18 protein-coding genes are annotated in these 16,722 nt (G+C 60.3%); 11 read left to right on the top strand and 7 right to left on the bottom strand.

Features of this window, described 5'->3' with window-relative positions; all coding sequences use genetic code 11:
- Positions 1-3 precede the first annotated feature (3 nt).
- Entirely contained in the window at positions 4-834 is an 831-nt protein-coding gene (locus tag ACM64M_RS07050; RefSeq protein ID WP_416227966.1) for an LD-carboxypeptidase, read from the bottom strand.
- 56 nt (positions 835-890) lie between these two features.
- On the opposite strand from ACM64M_RS07050, the gene ACM64M_RS07045 reads away from it, so the two are divergent.
- Genes ACM64M_RS07045 through ACM64M_RS07035 form a run of 3 tightly spaced genes read left to right on the top strand, consistent with a single transcriptional unit; the run spans position 891 to position 4,161 of the window.
- Positions 891-2,315 (top strand): Mur ligase family protein, encoded by a 1,425-nt coding sequence (locus ACM64M_RS07045; protein ID WP_416227965.1) that lies wholly within the window; start codon positions 891-893, stop codon positions 2,313-2,315.
- Positions 2,312-2,593 carry a hypothetical protein gene (locus tag ACM64M_RS07040; RefSeq protein WP_416227964.1) on the top strand — a complete coding sequence of 94 codons (282 nt, stop codon included), beginning with the start codon at positions 2,312-2,314 and terminating at the stop codon, positions 2,591-2,593. The genes ACM64M_RS07045 and ACM64M_RS07040 overlap by 4 nt, the downstream gene beginning before the upstream one ends.
- 35 nt (positions 2,594-2,628) lie before the next feature.
- Complete coding sequence (locus ACM64M_RS07035; protein ID WP_416227963.1) at positions 2,629-4,161, top strand: class I adenylate-forming enzyme family protein; 1,533 nt, start codon at positions 2,629-2,631, stop codon at positions 4,159-4,161.
- On the opposite strand, the gene ACM64M_RS07030 is transcribed toward ACM64M_RS07035, so the two are convergent.
- A complete protein-coding gene (locus tag ACM64M_RS07030) occupies positions 4,143-5,084 on the bottom strand; it encodes a DUF808 domain-containing protein (protein ID WP_416227962.1) in 942 nt (313 codons plus the stop codon). The genes ACM64M_RS07035 and ACM64M_RS07030 overlap by 19 nt on opposite strands.
- 197 nt (positions 5,085-5,281) lie before the next feature.
- Here ACM64M_RS07030 and rpsF point away from each other — a divergent pair, with 197 nt between their 5' ends.
- From rpsF to ACM64M_RS06990, 8 genes are all read left to right on the top strand, one after another.
- Entirely contained in the window at positions 5,282-5,647 is a 366-nt protein-coding gene (rpsF, locus tag ACM64M_RS07025) for a 30S ribosomal protein S6 (RefSeq protein WP_416227961.1), read from the top strand.
- On the top strand, positions 5,647-5,871 hold the full coding sequence (rpsR, locus tag ACM64M_RS07020) for a 30S ribosomal protein S18 (RefSeq protein ID WP_416227960.1): 225 nt from the start codon (positions 5,647-5,649) through the stop codon (positions 5,869-5,871). Before rpsF ends, rpsR begins: the two co-directional genes overlap by 1 nt.
- 12 nt (positions 5,872-5,883) lie before the next feature.
- Positions 5,884-6,510, top strand: a complete 627-nt coding sequence (gene rplI, locus ACM64M_RS07015; protein ID WP_416227959.1) for a 50S ribosomal protein L9 — start codon at positions 5,884-5,886, stop codon at positions 6,508-6,510.
- A 49-nt stretch (positions 6,511-6,559) separates the two neighbouring features.
- Positions 6,560-7,621: a hypothetical protein gene (locus ACM64M_RS07010; protein WP_416227958.1), complete on the top strand. Its 1,062-nt coding sequence runs from the start codon at positions 6,560-6,562 to the stop codon at positions 7,619-7,621.
- 2 nt (positions 7,622-7,623) lie between these two features.
- Positions 7,624-8,286: a Fe2+-dependent dioxygenase gene (locus ACM64M_RS07005; protein ID WP_416227957.1), complete on the top strand. Its 663-nt coding sequence runs from the start codon at positions 7,624-7,626 to the stop codon at positions 8,284-8,286.
- A 97-nt stretch (positions 8,287-8,383) separates the two neighbouring features.
- Entirely contained in the window at positions 8,384-9,820 is a 1,437-nt protein-coding gene (locus ACM64M_RS07000) for an AMP nucleosidase (RefSeq protein WP_416227956.1), read from the top strand.
- A 145-nt stretch (positions 9,821-9,965) separates the two neighbouring features.
- Positions 9,966-10,229, top strand: a complete 264-nt coding sequence (locus ACM64M_RS06995) for a hypothetical protein (protein WP_416227955.1) — start codon at positions 9,966-9,968, stop codon at positions 10,227-10,229.
- The gene (locus ACM64M_RS06990) at positions 10,226-11,728 is read left to right on the top strand and encodes a methyl-accepting chemotaxis protein (RefSeq protein WP_416227954.1); all 1,503 of its coding nucleotides are present in this window, start codon (positions 10,226-10,228) and stop codon (positions 11,726-11,728) included. The genes ACM64M_RS06995 and ACM64M_RS06990 overlap by 4 nt, the downstream gene beginning before the upstream one ends.
- 9 nt (positions 11,729-11,737) lie before the next feature.
- Here ACM64M_RS06990 and ACM64M_RS06985 read toward each other — a convergent pair whose 3' ends face one another.
- From ACM64M_RS06985 to ACM64M_RS06965, 5 genes are all read right to left on the bottom strand, one after another.
- Positions 11,738-12,259 (bottom strand): YbjN domain-containing protein, encoded by a 522-nt coding sequence (locus ACM64M_RS06985; RefSeq protein ID WP_416227953.1) that lies wholly within the window; start codon positions 12,257-12,259, stop codon positions 11,738-11,740.
- 110 nt (positions 12,260-12,369) lie between these two features.
- Positions 12,370-13,275, bottom strand: a complete 906-nt coding sequence (gene rimK, locus ACM64M_RS06980) for a 30S ribosomal protein S6--L-glutamate ligase (protein ID WP_416227952.1) — start codon at positions 13,273-13,275, stop codon at positions 12,370-12,372.
- Positions 13,272-13,742, bottom strand: a complete 471-nt coding sequence (locus ACM64M_RS06975) for an ATP-dependent zinc protease (RefSeq protein WP_416227951.1) — start codon at positions 13,740-13,742, stop codon at positions 13,272-13,274. The genes rimK and ACM64M_RS06975 overlap by 4 nt, the downstream gene beginning before the upstream one ends.
- Positions 13,743-13,756: 14 nt before the next feature.
- Entirely contained in the window at positions 13,757-14,830 is a 1,074-nt protein-coding gene (locus tag ACM64M_RS06970) for a beta-propeller fold lactonase family protein (protein ID WP_416227950.1), read from the bottom strand.
- A complete protein-coding gene (locus ACM64M_RS06965; protein WP_416227949.1) occupies positions 14,824-16,704 on the bottom strand; it encodes a M2 family metallopeptidase in 1,881 nt (626 codons plus the stop codon). Before ACM64M_RS06965 ends, ACM64M_RS06970 begins: the two co-directional genes overlap by 7 nt.
- Between the last annotated feature and the right edge of the window lie 18 nt (positions 16,705-16,722).

Below are 16,722 nucleotides of genomic sequence, written 5' to 3'. Positions count from 1 at the left end.
CGCCTAAGCCGCGCCCGCTGGCCCTGCAAGTCCGAAGGGCACAACTCTGTTGGCAGCGCTATGGCCGATTTCGGCGCGGCCCAGATAGCGGATGCCCGCGCGGTCGCACCAAAAACGCGCTATTTCGTCGGCGCTCTGACCGAATTCGACGTAGTTTTCAGGCACGGCAGTGATCGCTCCCAATCGCAAACCAGCGATGCGCGGCAGGCTGCTGGAAAGCGCGAAGAACATCCGGTCCACGGCATAAAGATGCTCACTCACTTCCTCCACCATCACCACATGATCGGTGAGGTCGGGCATGATCGGCGTGCGCGCCAGCATCGTCAGCGTGATTAGGTTGAAGGCGGCTGCAGGGATCACCCCGTCCAGGCTCGGCTCCAGCCCCGAATTGTCGCCCGCGAACCAGCGCAGCACCCGGCGCACCGCCTCTCGCCCGCCTTCCGAGCCCGCACTGACCGGCATCGAACCATGCGCGCATTGCCCGATCCCGGCGCGGTAGAGCGCGGCAAGCAGATAGCCGCAATCGGAGAAACCAACATAGGTCTTGGACCGAGCAGAGGCGTTCATCCGCGCCACTGCTGCCTCAGCAATGCGGTTGGAGCCATAGCCTCCTCGCGCAAACCACACCGCATCAAACGCCGGGTCATTGGCACAATCGAGCAAAGCGCCAAGGCGGGTCAGATCATCGCCCGCAAAATGCCCACTGCTGGCAAAACATTGTTCGTGAAAGGTCACACTGTGGGTCGGAAATTCCGCCGCCACCAGCGCTTCCAGCGCGGCGGCATGGTCGCGGGTGATTGGCGTGGCCGGGGCACAAATGGCGATATTCGTCATGCGCGTCAGCCTATGGCGCTTGTCAGTATCCTTGCAAGCCAATATCCGTGTTTACCATGGATGGATCAGACAATTCGGCGCTATCAGGGCGACCGTTCTTCTTCTGCGGAATCGGCGGGTCGGGGATGCTTCCGCTGGCACAAATCGCGCATGGATTTGGCCATCAAGTCGCCGGGTCGGATCGTTCCTACGATCAGGGCCGTACGCCCGAAAAATTCGCCTGGCTGGCTGGCAATGGCTTTGCGCTGTTCCCGCAGGACGGCAGCGGGATCACTTCGCCCGATCAGATCCTGATCGCTTCTGCTGCGGTCGAGGACAGTGTGCCCGAAGTCGCGCGGGCAAAGGAACTGGGCTGCGCACGGATGAGCCGCGCCGAATTGCTCTCAGCCTTCTTTAACGAGGCCGGATATTCGATTGCAGTCGGGGGCACCTCGGGCAAATCCACCGTCACCGGGATGATCGCATGGATCCTTTCCGAAGCGCATTTCGATCCCACCGTGATGAACGGCGCGGTGATGAAGAATTTCACCAGTGCAGAAAATCCCTTTGCCAGCGCGCGTGTCGGCAATCCGCGCATTTTCATCAGCGAAGTGGATGAAAGCGACGGTTCGATCGCGCTCTACAGACCCACCATCGGGGTCCTGCTGAACGTTAGTCTCGATCACAAATCGATCGAGGAACTGCGCGTTTTGTTTGGCCAATTCGTACGCGAATCGGGGTGCGCGGTCATCAATTTCGACAATGAAGAGGCCCGCCACCTTGCCCCTCAGGCAGGCCAATCGATCAGCTTTGCCTTGCACGAAAGCAGTGCGGACATCACCGCCGAACCCGGTTCGGTCGAACAAAGCGCGTTCGGAATCAGCGCCGCGGTGATCGACAACCGCACCCGCGAGGTGTTTCCGCTGATCCTGCCGATGCCAGGCCTTCATAATCTGTCGAACGCGCTTGCCGCCATCGCCGCCGTCAGCGCAGCGGGAGTCGAAATCGGGGCCGCCGCCGCCGCCTTGCGGGGATTCGCTGGCCTTGCGCGCCGCTTCGATGTGATTGGCACCACCGCATCGGGCATTACCGTGATCGACGATTTCGGCCACAATCCCGAAAAATGCGCTGCGACCCTGCGCACGCTCAAGGCCGCACCGGGACGAGTGATCGCGTTTTTCCAGCCGCACGGATATGGCCCCTTGCGCCAGATGGGCGATGAACTGGCGGAAACCTTTGCGCGCGAGCTTGGCCCGGATGACATCACGATCATGTGCGACCCGGTCTATTTCGGCGGCACGGTTGACCGCAGCGAGGGGACCGAGCGGATAATCAAGCTCATCGTGCAGGCAGGCGGCAATGCTGAACACGTCCCTGAACGCAGCGCTTGCGGGGATCGCATGGCCGAATTGGCACAGCCCGGCGACCGGATCGTTATCATGGGCGCGCGCGACGACACACTCACCAGCTTTGCCAAGGGCCTGTTCGAGCAGCTGACGTGAGCTTTTACGAACGCGCGCAGCGGCACGCTTGGTTCATGGCCGCAGCGCTAGGGCTGGCGATCCTGTTCGTAGTCGTGGTCGAGCAATTTGCAGGTCATTCCACAATCGCCTTTGGTGTCGCCATTGTCGGCCTGGTGCTGGCCAATGCGCGAATGTTGGGCTTTAATTGCCCAAACTGCGGCAAGAACATGTTCTTTCGCGGGATATTTGTTGTTCCTTGGCCCAACCGAAACTGTAGCAAATGCGGAAACGACCTGTCGCGCCCTCAAAATCGCTGATGGAATGGTGCGCCTTGTCGCGATAGGCCTGCCCGATGGATGCCCGTGATTTCTCGCTCAATACCCTGTTAAAAGCTTGCTCCACGCAGCACGCCAACCGGCTGGCCATTGTCGATGGCACGCAGCGGTTGACCTATGCTGAGCTGGATGAGCGGGTCGAACGAACCGCGCGGTGGCTCCTGGCCAAAGGGGTCGGTCCGGGCAACCGGGCCGCGCTGCTGCTGACCGACGGCGCGCCATTCGTAACTTTGCTGCTCGCCTGCGGACGAATTGGAGCAATTGCAGTGCTGCTCAACTGGCGGCTCGCACCGGCAGAGATCGCCTGGGTCGCGAGCAATGCGGAGCCTGCGCTAACCTTCGCCAACCCGCGCTTCATGGCCCTGCTGGCCGAAGCGAATGCGGGCGAAGTGATTGCAATTGACGAAGCTCACGATCCGCACGGGCAATTTGAAAACATCGCCACCTCACCGCATGGCGCAAGGCCTTTGCCTGACCTGAAATCCGAACGCCCGCTCTATATGATGTACACCAGCGGTACGACAGGTCGACCAAAGGGATGCCTGCAATCGGGCAGCGCAGTGGCCGCATCAGCGCTGGGTTATGCGGTGCGGCGCGGCTTTACCCGCGAAGAGCGCCTGCTCTCGGTCAATCCGCTGTTTCATGTGGTGGGGATGCAGCAGGTTGCGGCGATGCTCGCCTGCGGCGGATGCAGCGTGTTTGCCGGGCGCGACTATGACAGCGGCGCGATGCTCGATCTGCTCCACCGTGAGGCCTGCACCACCACCAGCGCCTTTCCCACCATCTGTTTCCCGTGGCAGACGATGAAGCCGGTGCGCGGCGGAGTAATGCCGCTCACCAATTATACCGGCGGTGCGGGCATGGGCCGCCCGCAGATATACGACTTTATCGAGCGTGATTGGGATGCGCGCGTCGTGGGCGGATATGGTCAGACCGAAGTGTGCGGTTTTGCTACCTTCATCGATTATCCCGAAATGATTCTGCATCCGCGCTCAATCGGTTGGACCATGCCGCATGTCGAAATGACTGTGCTCGACCCGGATGGCAATCACCTTGGTCCCGGCGAGGAAGGAGAGATTTGCCTGCGCGGGCCTTCGGTCATGCTCGGCTATTGGCGCAATCCCGATGCGAGTGAGGCAGCGCTGGGTCACGGCTGGCTGCGCACCGGCGATCTTGGCACGATGGATGCGCGCGGGCTTGGCTATCTGCTCGGCCGCGCCAAGGAATTGATCAAGACCGGCGGCGAGAATGTCTATCCGGCAGAAGTCGATGCCGTGTTCGCCGATATGCCCGAAGTTGCCGATGCCGGCTGCTGCGGCGTGCCTGACAAGCAATGGGGCGAAGCGGTCAAGGCGTTTGTCGTGCTGAAACCGGGCGAAACGCTAACCCGCGAAGAAATCACCTCGCGCTTCAAAAGCAAGATCGCCGGATACAAACGCCCGCGCTACATTGAATTCGTCGAAAGCTTGCCGCGCGACCCGATCGGCAAATTGCTGCGCCGCGAATTGTCAGCGCGCCCCGTTACGCAGGATCAATGCGCCCCTTCATAACCGATCACCTTGTGCAGGACAAAAGCGATCACCGCGCCCAATGCAAGCCCCAGCACCGCGCAAATCGCGGCATAGCTTATCCAGCCCAGGACCCCGCCCAAGGCACCCGACATGCCGGCGACCCAATATTCCGCGCCATGCGCCATGTCATAGAGCGCGTCGAAACCCAGTTCATGGGTGCCGTGAACGATGATCCCGCCGCCCACCCACAGCATCGCCGCCGTGCCGACCAGCGATAGCAGCGCGAGCAACGGGGGAACCATATTGACCAGAAATTCGCCCAGATTGCGCTCAAATCCGCTGCCTCTCCGAGTCAGTGCAAGCCCCATGTCGTCAAGTTTCACGATCAGCGCGACCACGCCGTAAACGGCCACAGTCACGACAAATCCGACCACAGCCAAAACCCCTGCGCGCAGCACCAGCGTTTCATCGGCGACCTCGGCCAGAGCGATCGCCATGATCTCCGCCGAGAGGATGAAATCGGTGCGCACCGCTCCTGCTATACGCTGTTTTTCAAAGGCAACCGGATCCGTGATTTCATCTTCCAAAGTCTTGCCATGCTTTTGCGCGCCAAGTTTTTCCATCACCTTTTCCGCGCCTTCGTAACACAGGAACGCGCCGCCTATGATCAGCAAATAGATGATCGCCCAAGGCAGAAACTCTGACAACAGCAATGCGCCGGGCAACAGAATGATCAGCTTGTTGAACAGGCTGCCCTTGGTGATCGCCCAGATGATTGGCAATTCGCGCGCGGGCGACAGGCCGGTGACATAGCTGGGCGTTACTGCCGCATCATCGATAACCACGCCTGCGGTCTTTGAACCCGCCCTGCCCGCCGCCGCCGCGACATCATCTGCCGAAGCCGCCGCTGCACGCGCGAGCACCGCCACATCATCAAATAAAGCAACCAGACCCGATGGCATTGCACGCAGCTCCTGCGGATTAAACTGTCCCGTCCGCTGCCTGCCCGCAGCGCCGCCTTCGCGCAAGACTTGCATTACCCGGTAAAGCCGCTATGGGCGCGCTTCCGCCTTTTACCGGGCGGAGCCAAGAAAGCCGGAGGGGCCCCGTCATCCGGACGGATCAGCCAGCGATCGGCGTAAATGTGAAAGGATGAAAGATGGCTCTGTATGAGCATATCTTCCTCGCGCGTCAGGATTTGAGCCAGGCTCAGGTTGATGCGCTGGCGGCCGCGGCGACCGAAATCGTCGAAGCAAACCAGGGCAAGGTCACAAAGACCGAAACCTGGGGTCTCAAAAGTCTCGCTTACAAGATCGAGCGCAACCGCAAGGCGCATTTCGTCCTGCTCAACATTGACGCCCCCGGCTCGGTCGTTGCCGAACTCGAACGCCAGACGCGGATTAACGAAGACGTCATCCGCTATCTCACCATCCGCGTTGACGAACACGAAGATGGCCCCAGCGTGATGATGCGCAAGAACGAACGCGAGCGTAAGCGCCGCACCGACAGAGAGGAGCGCGACTGATGGCCCGCCCGTTTTTCCGCCGCCGCAAGTCCTGCCCGTTCGCGGCCAAGGACGCCCCAAAGATCGATTACAAAGACGTGCGTCTGCTGCAGGGCTTTATGTCCGAACGCGGTAAGATCGTGCCTTCGCGCATCACCGCCGTTTCTGCAAAGAAGCAGCGTGAGCTTTCCAAGGCGATCAAGCGCTCGCGCCAGATCGGCCTGCTGCCGTATATCGTGAAGTAGGGAGAAGGCATTATGGATATCATTCTCCTAGAACGGATCGAAAAACTCGGATCGATCGGTGACGTTGTCACTGTGAAAGACGGGTTTGCCCGCAATTTCCTGCTTCCGCAGAAGAAAGCCCTGCGCGCCAACGCCGCGAACAAGAAAGTGTTCGAAGCCAACCGTGAACGGCTGGAAAAGGAAAACGCAGAAAAGCGCGCTGAAGCATCGGTCGCTGGCGAAAAGGTTGCAGGCGCACAGGTCATCCTGATCCGCGCTGCTTCCAACGCCGGTCAGCTTTACGGATCGGTCAACGTCCGTGACATGGTCGCAGGGCTCGTGGAACAGGGCTTTGACATCGACAAGCGTCAGGTCATCATGGGCGCCCCGATCAAGACGATCGGCGTGCACGAAGTGACCGTGGCGCTGCACCCCGAAGTGCATGTCACCGTCAAGGCGAACGTCGCGCGCAGCGATGACGAGGCTGAGCTGCAATCGCAGGGTGTCGACGTGCTCGCGCAGATGTTCGAAGACGAGCAACGCGAAATTGAGGAACAGGCCGATGCCAACCGCATCGACCCCAACCTTGAACCGGGCGAAATCCCCGCAGAGCTGCTCGACGATACGGCCGATAGCGGCGAGGACACCGCCGAAGCTTGATCGCAGCACTTCGATTGAATTTGGCACTTAACAGAAAGGCCGGCACCCGATGAGTTTCGCTCTCGATGCCGGCCTTTTTGTTCATCAGATCGACCTCGCCTCTGATCGTGCGCTGCTGGTCGCGATGAGCGAGGCGGATTACCGCGCCGCCAGTTTCCTCGACAATCGTCTGTTGCAACCGCAGCCCGGCACGGCGGGAGCGCAGCCAATTCAGCGTCCAATGCAATGGGCCGGGTGGAGCGATCTGGCCGCGCAGACCGCCGCTGCACCGGCAGGCGAAACCCGCAACGATGCGCAATTCATCTTTCATATTGGCCATGTCGGTTCGACGCTGATTGCACGGCTGCTAGGCGAGGCATCGGACACGCTGGCGCTGCGCGAGCCGCAGATCCTGCGCCAGTTTGCCGAGCTAAAGGGCCAGCGCGGCCTGCCTCATTCGCCGTGGTCGCCCGAAGATTTTGACCGCCGCCTGAACCTCGCAAGGCAATGGCTGGCGCGCACGTTCCGCCCCGATCAGCGCGCGCTTATCAAGGCAACGAGTTTCGCCAGCGAGATTGCGCCCGATTTGCTGGCAGGGAGACACAAGGCGGTGTTCCTTATGCTTTCACCGGAGCGCTATTTGCAGACAATTCTGGCTGGTGAGAACTCGCGCGCCGAACTGGCGGTGCTATCCGGTCCGCGGCTGGAACGGCTGCACCGGCGGCTCGACAGCGCACCCTTCAAGCTTTGGGAACTGGGCGAAGCGCAGCGCGCTGCGCTGTCATGGGCCTGCGAAATGACCGCGCTTGAATCCGCCGCCAGCGACAATGTGCGGTGGGTCGATTTCGATGCCTTTTTGGCGCAGCCTGCCGAAATGCTCGCAGAAATCGCCGCTTTCCTGAACATCGCCATGCCTGCGCAACAGGCGCAAGCGCTCGTCGCTGGGCCGATAATGCAGCAATATTCCAAAGCGCCCGAACATGGCTATTCTCCGCAATTGCGCGAGGAAGTATTGGCCGGGGCAGCCGCGGACTACCGTCAGGAAATTCATGCGGCGCTCGAATGGCTGGACGCCGCCGCGCGCGATCATGCCGCAATTGAGCGCGCGCTGACCCGCGCGAAGAAGGGATAGAAATGTTCAGGCTGATCGAAAACGTGCTGTCCTCTCAGCAATTATCCGAGCTTAAACGGATCGCGGATCAGGCGAGTTACGTCGATGGCCGGATCAGCAATCCGCACAACAAGGCGAAGAAAAACCTTCATATGCATGACGAACGGCTGCAACAGCAGGCCGTGCAAATCATGGCCAACGCGCTGCTCGGCAATGAGGATTTCGTCAATTTCGCGGTGCCTGCACAATTCGCGCCGCCGCTGATTACCCGATATGAGCCCGGAATGCGGTATGGTCTGCATCCGGATTCGGCGCTGATGACAATTGGCAATGTCACCATCCGGTCCGATTTGTCCTGCACGATTTTCTTAGGTGATCCAGCGAGTTACGATGGCGGCGCGCTCAGGATCCAGCTGGGAACAGAAGAAGTGCGGATCAAGGGCCCTGCGGGCTCTGCTATCGTCTATCCTTCGCATACACTGCACGAAGTCGAAGAAGTGCTGAGCGGTCAGCGGCTGGTCGGGTTGACCTTTATCCAGAGCCAGATCGCCGACACTTTTCACCGCGAACTGCTTTACGAACTCAACGAGGTCGCCGCGCTCGAAGGGCTGAACATGAGCCACGAAAACTTCACCAAGCTGCAGGCGGTGCAATTTAACCTCAAACGGCTTTGGACGCGGTCCTGATCGCACCCCGCCGTCAAACCTGCCCAGCCGCGAAATTTCCGTTGCCCTGCATGCAACAGGCTTTGTCACCCCGGCTTTGCAGCGCTATCGGCAAGACATGATCGATTCTGCGAAAATCCTCGACCAATTGCAGCGCCACTACAGCGATGCGGTCGCCGTCCTGCGTGCCGATGTTATCGCCTTTGGCCGCGACGGCACCGTTCCGCCGGAAACGCGGCGCACCGATGGCAGCTATGCCTATCCGCGTCTGAGGCTGCATTATTCGGGCGTGGGAGAGCCGCTGGATCGCAGCCGTGCCTTTGGGCGCCTGGAAATGCCGGGGACCTACACCACCACAATCACCCGGCCCGATCTGTTCGCACGCTATCTGGCTGAACAGCTTGAACTGATCAGCGCCGAATATGAAATCGAGGTCACGGTAGAGCGATCGCGGCAGGAAATCCCCTTTCCCTATGTCCTCGACGGCGAGGCGGGTGCCGCGATGCAGGGGATTGCGCCTTCGGATATTGCTCAACATTTTCCGTCGACCGACCTTGCTCTGATCGGCGACGAACTGGCCGACGGGATCGAATTTGACGACAATGCCGATATGCCGTTGTCGCTGTTTGACGGATTGCGCACCGATTATTCGCTGGCGCGGCTGGCGCATTACACCGGGACCAAGGTTGAGGATTTTCAGGACTTCATCCTGTTCACCAACTATCACCGCTATGTCGACGAATTTGTGAATTGGGGCGCGCGGCAGATCGGGACCGCTGGCTATACCGGGCTGACCGGTGCAGGCGGGCTCGATATAGCGGACCCGGCGGACAATGCGCAGGATCAGCTCAACGATACCGCTTGGCGGCGGCATCAAATGCCCGCCTATCACCTCAAACGCGCGGACAATCGCGGGATCACTTTGGTCAATATCGGGGTTGGCCCCTCTAATGCAAAGACGATCTGCGACCATCTGGCCGTGCTGCGCCCGCATGCATGGATGATGATCGGACATTGCGGCGGGGTGCGATCCAGCCAGAAGATCGGCGATTTCGTGCTGGCCCATGCCTATTTGCGCGACGATCATGTGCTCGACGCGGTTCTACCGCCAGAAATTCCGATCCCGCCGATTGCCGAGGTGCAGCTGGCGCTGGCGCGCGCGGCAGAGGCTGTTTCCGGGGTTCAGGGGGCCAATCTCAAGCAACGGATGCGCACCGGCACCGTGGTCACCACCGACGACCGCAATTGGGAACTGCATTACTCAACCAGCGCAAAGCGTTTCTCGCAAAGCCGCGCGATTGCCGTCGAGATGGAAAGCGCGACCATCGCAGCGCAGGGATACCGGTTTCGCGTGCCCTATGGCACCCTGCTGTGCGTTTCGGACAAGCCGCTGCATGGTGAGATCAAGCTGCCGGGTCAGGCCAACAAATTCTATGAAGAGGCGATTGCAGCGCATCTGCAGATCGGATTGGAAGCGGTTGCGCGCCTGCGCGACGAAGGTGATCGGCTGCACTCGCGCAAGCTGCGCGCGTTCAACGAACCGCCGTTTAGGTAAATTCACTGCGGTAAACCTACGAATACAGTCGGTCTGCGGGCGCTAACCAAAACCGATCATATATCGGCGCATGGTGTCTGAAACAGCAAAGCAGCCTCATAGCGCGGGTCAGACAGCCATAATCTGTCAGATCTTGCTCTGCACAATGGCAATCGCGGTGACGGTCTATGCCCCGCGCAGCGGTGAGCCCGCGCTGTTGGTGCCCCTGGACGCGGAGGCTGCTGGTGCAATTCCCGCCTTGCTTTCGCATCCGGAGGTGCAGATTCTGGCGCGCGGCCAGGTCAGCGGTTCGTATGTCATCGTCGGCAACCTCCCCGATTTTGCAACGGCCCTGACCGCACACAGGGTCTTGGTCTTGAATGCCGACGCCCCCGGCTGCGGCGCGGCTGTTGCGGGACAAATCGCATGAACCCTGATCTTGAAACGCTAAGGCAGCGCGGCATCATCATCGTCACGTTGCTGGGCTGGTGCGTAGTCCTTGCGCTCGGTCTGATGGCGCTGGACCGGGGGGAAGATGCAGCCCTTGCCGCCGCGCTCAGCGCCGCTGCCAATCTGATCCCGACATGGTGCGCTTTTAAAGGACGCACCGATCTGCAAGCGCGACTGGCAATCGGGATCATGGCAGCGGTTCAGCCCGCTCTGCTGCTGTATGCGATGCAGGGTACGCTGTGGCAGATCGACATGCATCTGTATTTCTTCGTCGCGCTTGCCGCGCTTGCCTTGCTGTGGGACATGCGCCCGATCATAACCGCCTGCGCGATCATTCTGGTGCATCACGCCGTGCTGTCCTTTGCCGCGCCCGATTGGGTTTTCTGGGGCGGAGGCCGGTTCGTCAGGGTGCTGATGCATGCGCTTGCTACGGTGACAATCGGGTCGGTGCTGTGCTGGATCACGTTCAGCCTGACGCAAATGTTCGAATCGGTCGAGCACGGCCGCAGGCTTAGTGAGGAACAGGACCAATTGCTGATTGAAGCCAATGCGGCGCTGGAGCGTGCGCGCGGTGAAACCGAAAGCGAACGTCAGATCTCTGCCCAAGCTCAGGTCGATGCCGAAAAATTGCGCAAGGCTCAATTGGACCAGATCGCTGCGGAATTCGAAACCACCTTTGGCGCAGTCACACGATGCGTCGCGGAAACCGCGGCATTGCTTGTACGCTCCACTTTTGACCTCAAGACAATCGCGGCCGAAGCGGATGAGGAAACCCGCGAAGTCGCATCCAACGCCGCAGCCACCAGCAGAGCGGCAAACACGGTCGCCGCCGGAATTGGTGAAATGTCACGTTCGATCGCGCATGTCGCCGTCAATGTTGGCCAGCAAAGCGAGTTGACCGCGCGTGCTACGGCGCGGTCTGGCGGCGGCGGGCGGGCAATCGGTTCTCTCTCTCATCAATCGCAAACCATCGGCGAGGCTACCCGCGCCATAGCGCGTATCGCGGAACGCACGAATTTGCTGTCGCTGAACGCGGCCATCGAAGCGGCATCGGCGGGCGCATCGGGGCGCGGCTTCACCATTGTGGCGCATGAGGTAAAGGCCTTGGCGGCGCAGGCGTCGCAGGCGGCGAGCGAGATCGACGCATTCCTGACCGGCGTTCGCAGCGGCACGGTCGAGGCAGAGCACAGTTTCAAAGCCATTGATGAGGCTATTGCACAGCTCAATCAAGCCGCCCGCACGATCCGACTTGATGTTGAAAGCCAGCGCCAATCGGCTGAAACAATTGAAAACTATGCCCGAGGCGCGGCTGGCGATGCCGATTCCATGATGAGCCGGATCAAAGTGCTGTCCGAACGCTCCGGCGCGGCGCGCGATCTGTCGAGCGAGCTCGAAACCACCACCGCCGGCCTGATGCAGAACATTCGCAATCTGGAACGGTCAACTGAGAGCTTTGTCTCTCGCCTGAAAGCGGCCTAAAACCGGCGCTCAGCGGCCCTGTTCAAATTCGGCAAGCGCCTGGCTCACCGCCACGATATTCTGCCCGAACACCAGCAATTGCGCCTGCGCATTGGCGTAACTGATGCCGTAGGACGAATTGATATAGGCCTGCAAGATCACGACGCCGCCACTGCTGCGATACACTTTGGCAGTGGCGCTGCGATCGTTGAGATCGTGGAGGAAGGCATCAAGCTGCGCTGGATTGCTCGTATCAATCCCGGTGTAGACCGCAATCATCATCAGGCCCAGACACCCGGTCTGCGGCGAACAGGCGCGCGGGGCGAGCGTGAAATTGATCTCCCCTTCGGCGCTGGCGCGGTAATTGATCTCACCCTGCGCATTGGTTTCGGTCCGCCAGGTCGCCTGTACATCGCGGAGCAACCGTGTGATGGTAGCATCATCGAATTGCGACACAACCTGCGGGGTCTGCCCTGCTGGCTGTTCCTGTTGCTGAGCCGAAACGGGGGCGGTTAACATCGCCAAGGCGGCAAATGCGGCGGATTTATTCATGAAGTTTCGCATAGTTTTCCGATAGAGCATTTGTGGAATACGGCAAAGCCCTTGCAGGCATGCTCTTGTGGCGCGGGATTGGTTGACGAAGTTTCAATGGCCTGCGGCGATCAACCTTTGCCCTTGGTCTTGGTGGCTCCAACCTTGGCCTTGGTTTCCATGAATTCGATGATCTGACCGGCAATGTCTTTGCCCGTGGCTGTTTCGATCCCTTCTAGACCGGGGGAGGAATTCACCTCCATAATCACCGGCCCGTGATTGCTGCGCAGCAGATCAACACCGCAGACATTCAGCCCCATATGCTTGGCCGCGCGCACCGCAGTGGAGCGTTCTTCGGGGGTGATCTTGATCAATTGAGCCGTGCCGCCGCGATGCAGGTTCGATCGGAAATCGCCCTCAGCGCCCTGCCGCTTCATCGCCGCGACAACCTTGCCGCCGACAACCAGACAGCGAATGTCGGAACCGCCCGCCTCTTTGATGAATTCCTGCACCATGATCGCAATATTGGCCCCGCGAAACGCCTCGATGATCGACGCGCCGCCTTTCAGCGTTTCGGCCAGCACCACCCCGATGCCCTGAGTTCCTTCGAGCAGTTTGATGACCACAGGCGGACCATTGACCGCCTTGATGATCTCTTCGGCCTGCTTGGGATCGTTGGCATAGGCAGTCAGCGGCAGGCCCAGCCCGTATTTCGCCATGATCTGCGTCGATCGCAGCTTGTCGCGGCTGCGCCCGATGGCGACGCTTTCGTTTAGCGACCACACCCCGCTCATTTCAAACTGGCGCAGCACCGCCAGACCGTAACTCGTGATCGAGGCACCGATGCGCGGGATAACCGCATCATAGCCCTTCAGCGTCTCCCCCTTGTAGGTCAGCGTCGGGCGATGGCTGGCGATATTAACGGTGCAGCGGGTGGTGTTGAGAATGTCGCAGGAATGTCCGCGAATTTCTGCCGCTTCGACCAGACGCCGGTGCGAATAAAGGTTCGGATTGCGCGCAAGCAGGGCAATTTTCATGTTCGGGTCGATTCTTTCAAGGACACGCTGAGGCCCTCCTTACGCGCATCGGGCGATTGTAGCCACGAATGTCCGCTATCGACCACAAACCGGCGGCGCAGGGCAGTTCTACCGATCAGCATGGGAAATCTCATGTCGCTCCTGTCGGCAAGGCTGAGTTCGGCCCGAAACGTGATATTGCCAATTCGCAGCGGCGTCTTGATGACAAAGCGCCGCTGCGTTTCACCATTGGAGCTGGTGATGCCGCGCAGATCGACCTGCACTGCCTCGCCAATATGTTCGATATTGTCCCAATCCACCGCGAATAGGACAAACGGCCTGCCCTCACGCTCATATTGATCGAGCACGCGGGCGTGGAGTGAAGACGTGCGCGCGCCAGTGTCGATCTTGGCCGGGATACTGGACAGCCCGATGCCCGGCAGGTCAACCAGCTCCCGCCAGCCTACCACTGCATGCGATTTCAGCACTTTACTCGGTGGTATCACGGCAGGATTGCCATTCCATCGCCGCCATCGCCAACCTCGAACCGCCGCAGCACCGTGCCGCTGGCGTAATCGACCTCCGCCACCGTGTCGCTCGCGGTTTCGGCGACGTAGATTTTCGACCCGTCGTCAGACCACAGGATCGTCACCTGAAATCTTTCTTGCGCTTCCTCGGGTGAGGAGACGGCGATCTGGCGGATCATTGTGGCGGTGGCCAGATCGATCACGCTGAGGCCGCCATCCTGAAGGTCTGAGGTCACCGCCACATCGCCCTGCGGACGGATCGCGAGCCGCAGCGGAAATGCGCCCGTTTCAAGAGTGGAGCGCACTTCCATCGTTATCGGATCAAGCGCAAAGGCCTGATTGGAGCCGCGCGCGGAGACCCACAAAGCGGCGCCGTCAATGGTCATGGCAATGCCTTCGGGCTCCTCTCCCACCGTCACTGACAAGGGGGCCCGCCGCGTCACCAGATCGACCCGCGTGACCGTGCGCGAGCCAAGATCGGTAGTCCATGCGGTGCGCGCGTCGGGCGACACGACCAGCATGTGGCTGCCCATTTTGCCCGTGGCGGATTCGAACACCTCAGGCGTTTCCGAAAGAGGATTGCGGATCCACGCGACGCTTTGTCGCCCTTCAGCCGTGGCATAAAGATCGCCATTCGCATGCCAGACAATTCCATGCGGGCGGGCATTTTCGCCAAGGTCGATGCTGGCCACGCGTTCCAGCGTATCGGTGCTAAAGATGTCGACCGTCGTCCCGCCATAACAGGCCAGCGCGACATGCTTGCCATCGGGCGAGGTCACCAATTCGTGCGGGTTGGTGCAGCTTTCGCGCTGCAAAACCACCTCGCCCGTCTCAAGATCAACCTTGGACAGCGTATCGCCGCGCTTGTTGGCGACGAACAGCGTGCCGCAGCCAGATGCAAGCGGCGCATAGACGGTCCACCCCTCCCCGGCGCCACAGGCCTCTGAGACCGATCGAGATGCGCCATCAGTTAAATGGCCACCGCCTGCTGGCACGCAGGCGGTAGCTGCAACAAGCACAGCGACGATGCCGAAGCGGCTGGTCACCATCCCGCAGTCTGACCCTCGTTCTGTTCATCCAGCCACGCTTTCAGCGGCGCGAAATACTCCACCATCGCGGTGCCGTTCATTTGCCGCTCGCCCGTGAAAGCTTCCAAGGCATCGGGCCATGGCACGCTCGCGCCCAATTCTAGCATTGCGTTGAACCGCGCGCCGACTTCCTCGCTGCCATAGAACGAACAGCGGTGCAGCGGCCCTTCCCATCCGGCCTGATCGCAGGCGGCCTTGTAAAACTGAAACTGCAGCAACCGCGCAAGGAAATATCGGGTGTAACTAACATTGCCGGGAACGTGATACTTTGCACCCGGATCAAAGGCGTCGGCGGGGCGTTCAACCGGCGGGACAATGCCCTGATATTCTTCGCGGATGGCGGTCCATGCGGTGTTGTAATCTTCTGGCGCGACCGAGCCATCGAAAAGGCTCCACCGATACCGGTCGATCAGCAGACCAAACGGCAGGAACGCCACCTTGTCCATTGCCTGACGCAGCAAAAGGCCGATGTCCTTGTCAGCGCTCGGCACTTGTTCAGGCGTCAACATGCCGATCTGCACGAGATATTCGGGCGTGATCGACAGCGCGACCGTGTCGCCGATTGCCTCGTGAAACCCGTCATTCGCCCCGTTCAGATGCAGGAAGTCCTGCTCATTATAGGCGCGTTGGTAGTAATTGTGGCCCAGCTCGTGATGGATCGTGATGAAGTCATCGGCGTTGGGCTTGATACACATTTTTATCCGCAGGTCATCGACATTGTCGAGGTTCCACGCGCTCGCATGGCAAACGACTTCGCGGTCGGCAGGCTTGGTGAACTGTGAACGCTCCCAGAAAGTTTCGGGCAGCGGTTCAAAACCCAGCGAGCTGAAAAACTGTTCGCCAATCCGGGTCATTTCGACCGCATCGAGATCGCGCTCTTCGATCAGCTCGGTCAAGTCATAGCCGATGTCGCCGGCCCCTTCGGGCGCGACCAACGGGTAGATGTTGCCCCATTCCTGCGCCCACATATTGCCCAGCAAATCGGCGCGGATCGGGCCGGTCGCGGGCTGCACCGCGTCGCCATGATGCTCGTTCAGCTTGCGCCGGACATAAGTGTGCAGCGCAACGTAAAGCGGCTTGACCTCCTGCCACATCCGTTCCGTCTCGGCGGAGAATTGTTCGGGGGTCATGTCATAGCCTGACCGCCACATCGTGCCGAGATTGTCAAAGCCCAGCTCCTGCGCACCCTCATTCGCAAGGCCGACATATTGGGTGTATTCCTCGCGCATCGGCGCGCCGACATTGTCGTGCCAGCTCGCCCACATTTCGGCCAATTCTGCGGGCGTGCGTTCGAGATTGCCCATTTCGGCCTCAATGTCGGAGCCGTTGATCGGTTCGCCGTTCAGCGTGCCTTTACCTGCCCCATATTGCGAGCCCATGCTTGTGGTGATCTCGGACAGCTCCTCTGCCGCGCCTTCGCGAGCGGGCGCTGGCAGGCCAATGCCATAACGCAGCATCGCCAGCTTGCGCTCGGCCTCGGGGGAAAGGCCCTCAAGCTCGGCATATTTCGCCGCTTCGGTCGCGTGACCGACGCTCATCAGAGTCAATTCCGCACCATATTGCGAGGCAAGCGTGTTCGAATCGTGATTGATATAGGTCGCGTTGATCCAGGAGACATGCGCGAAGGTTTTGGAAAATTCGTTCAATTCCTCCTCAACAGCGGCGAGAAATTGTTCGGCACCGGCGGGCGTTAGGGGGAAGCGGGTTGCGCTTTCTTCGGCCATGTCGGCAGTGGCTTCGGCGTGTCCATCGGCGAGCGCAGGCGCGGAAGCCGCCGCCAGCGCGATCGCAAGCGCGGCAGCGGAAGCCTTTAGGCTGAGGTGGGTAAATTTCATGGGAGGCGATCCTCTATT

It is taken from the genome of Qipengyuania sp. ASV99, from assembly GCF_047872805.1.
Classification (GTDB): Bacteria; Pseudomonadota; Alphaproteobacteria; order Sphingomonadales; family Sphingomonadaceae; genus Erythrobacter.
Note: the sequence above shows the minus strand (reverse complement) of the source record. Positions and strands in the feature narration are given on the sequence as shown.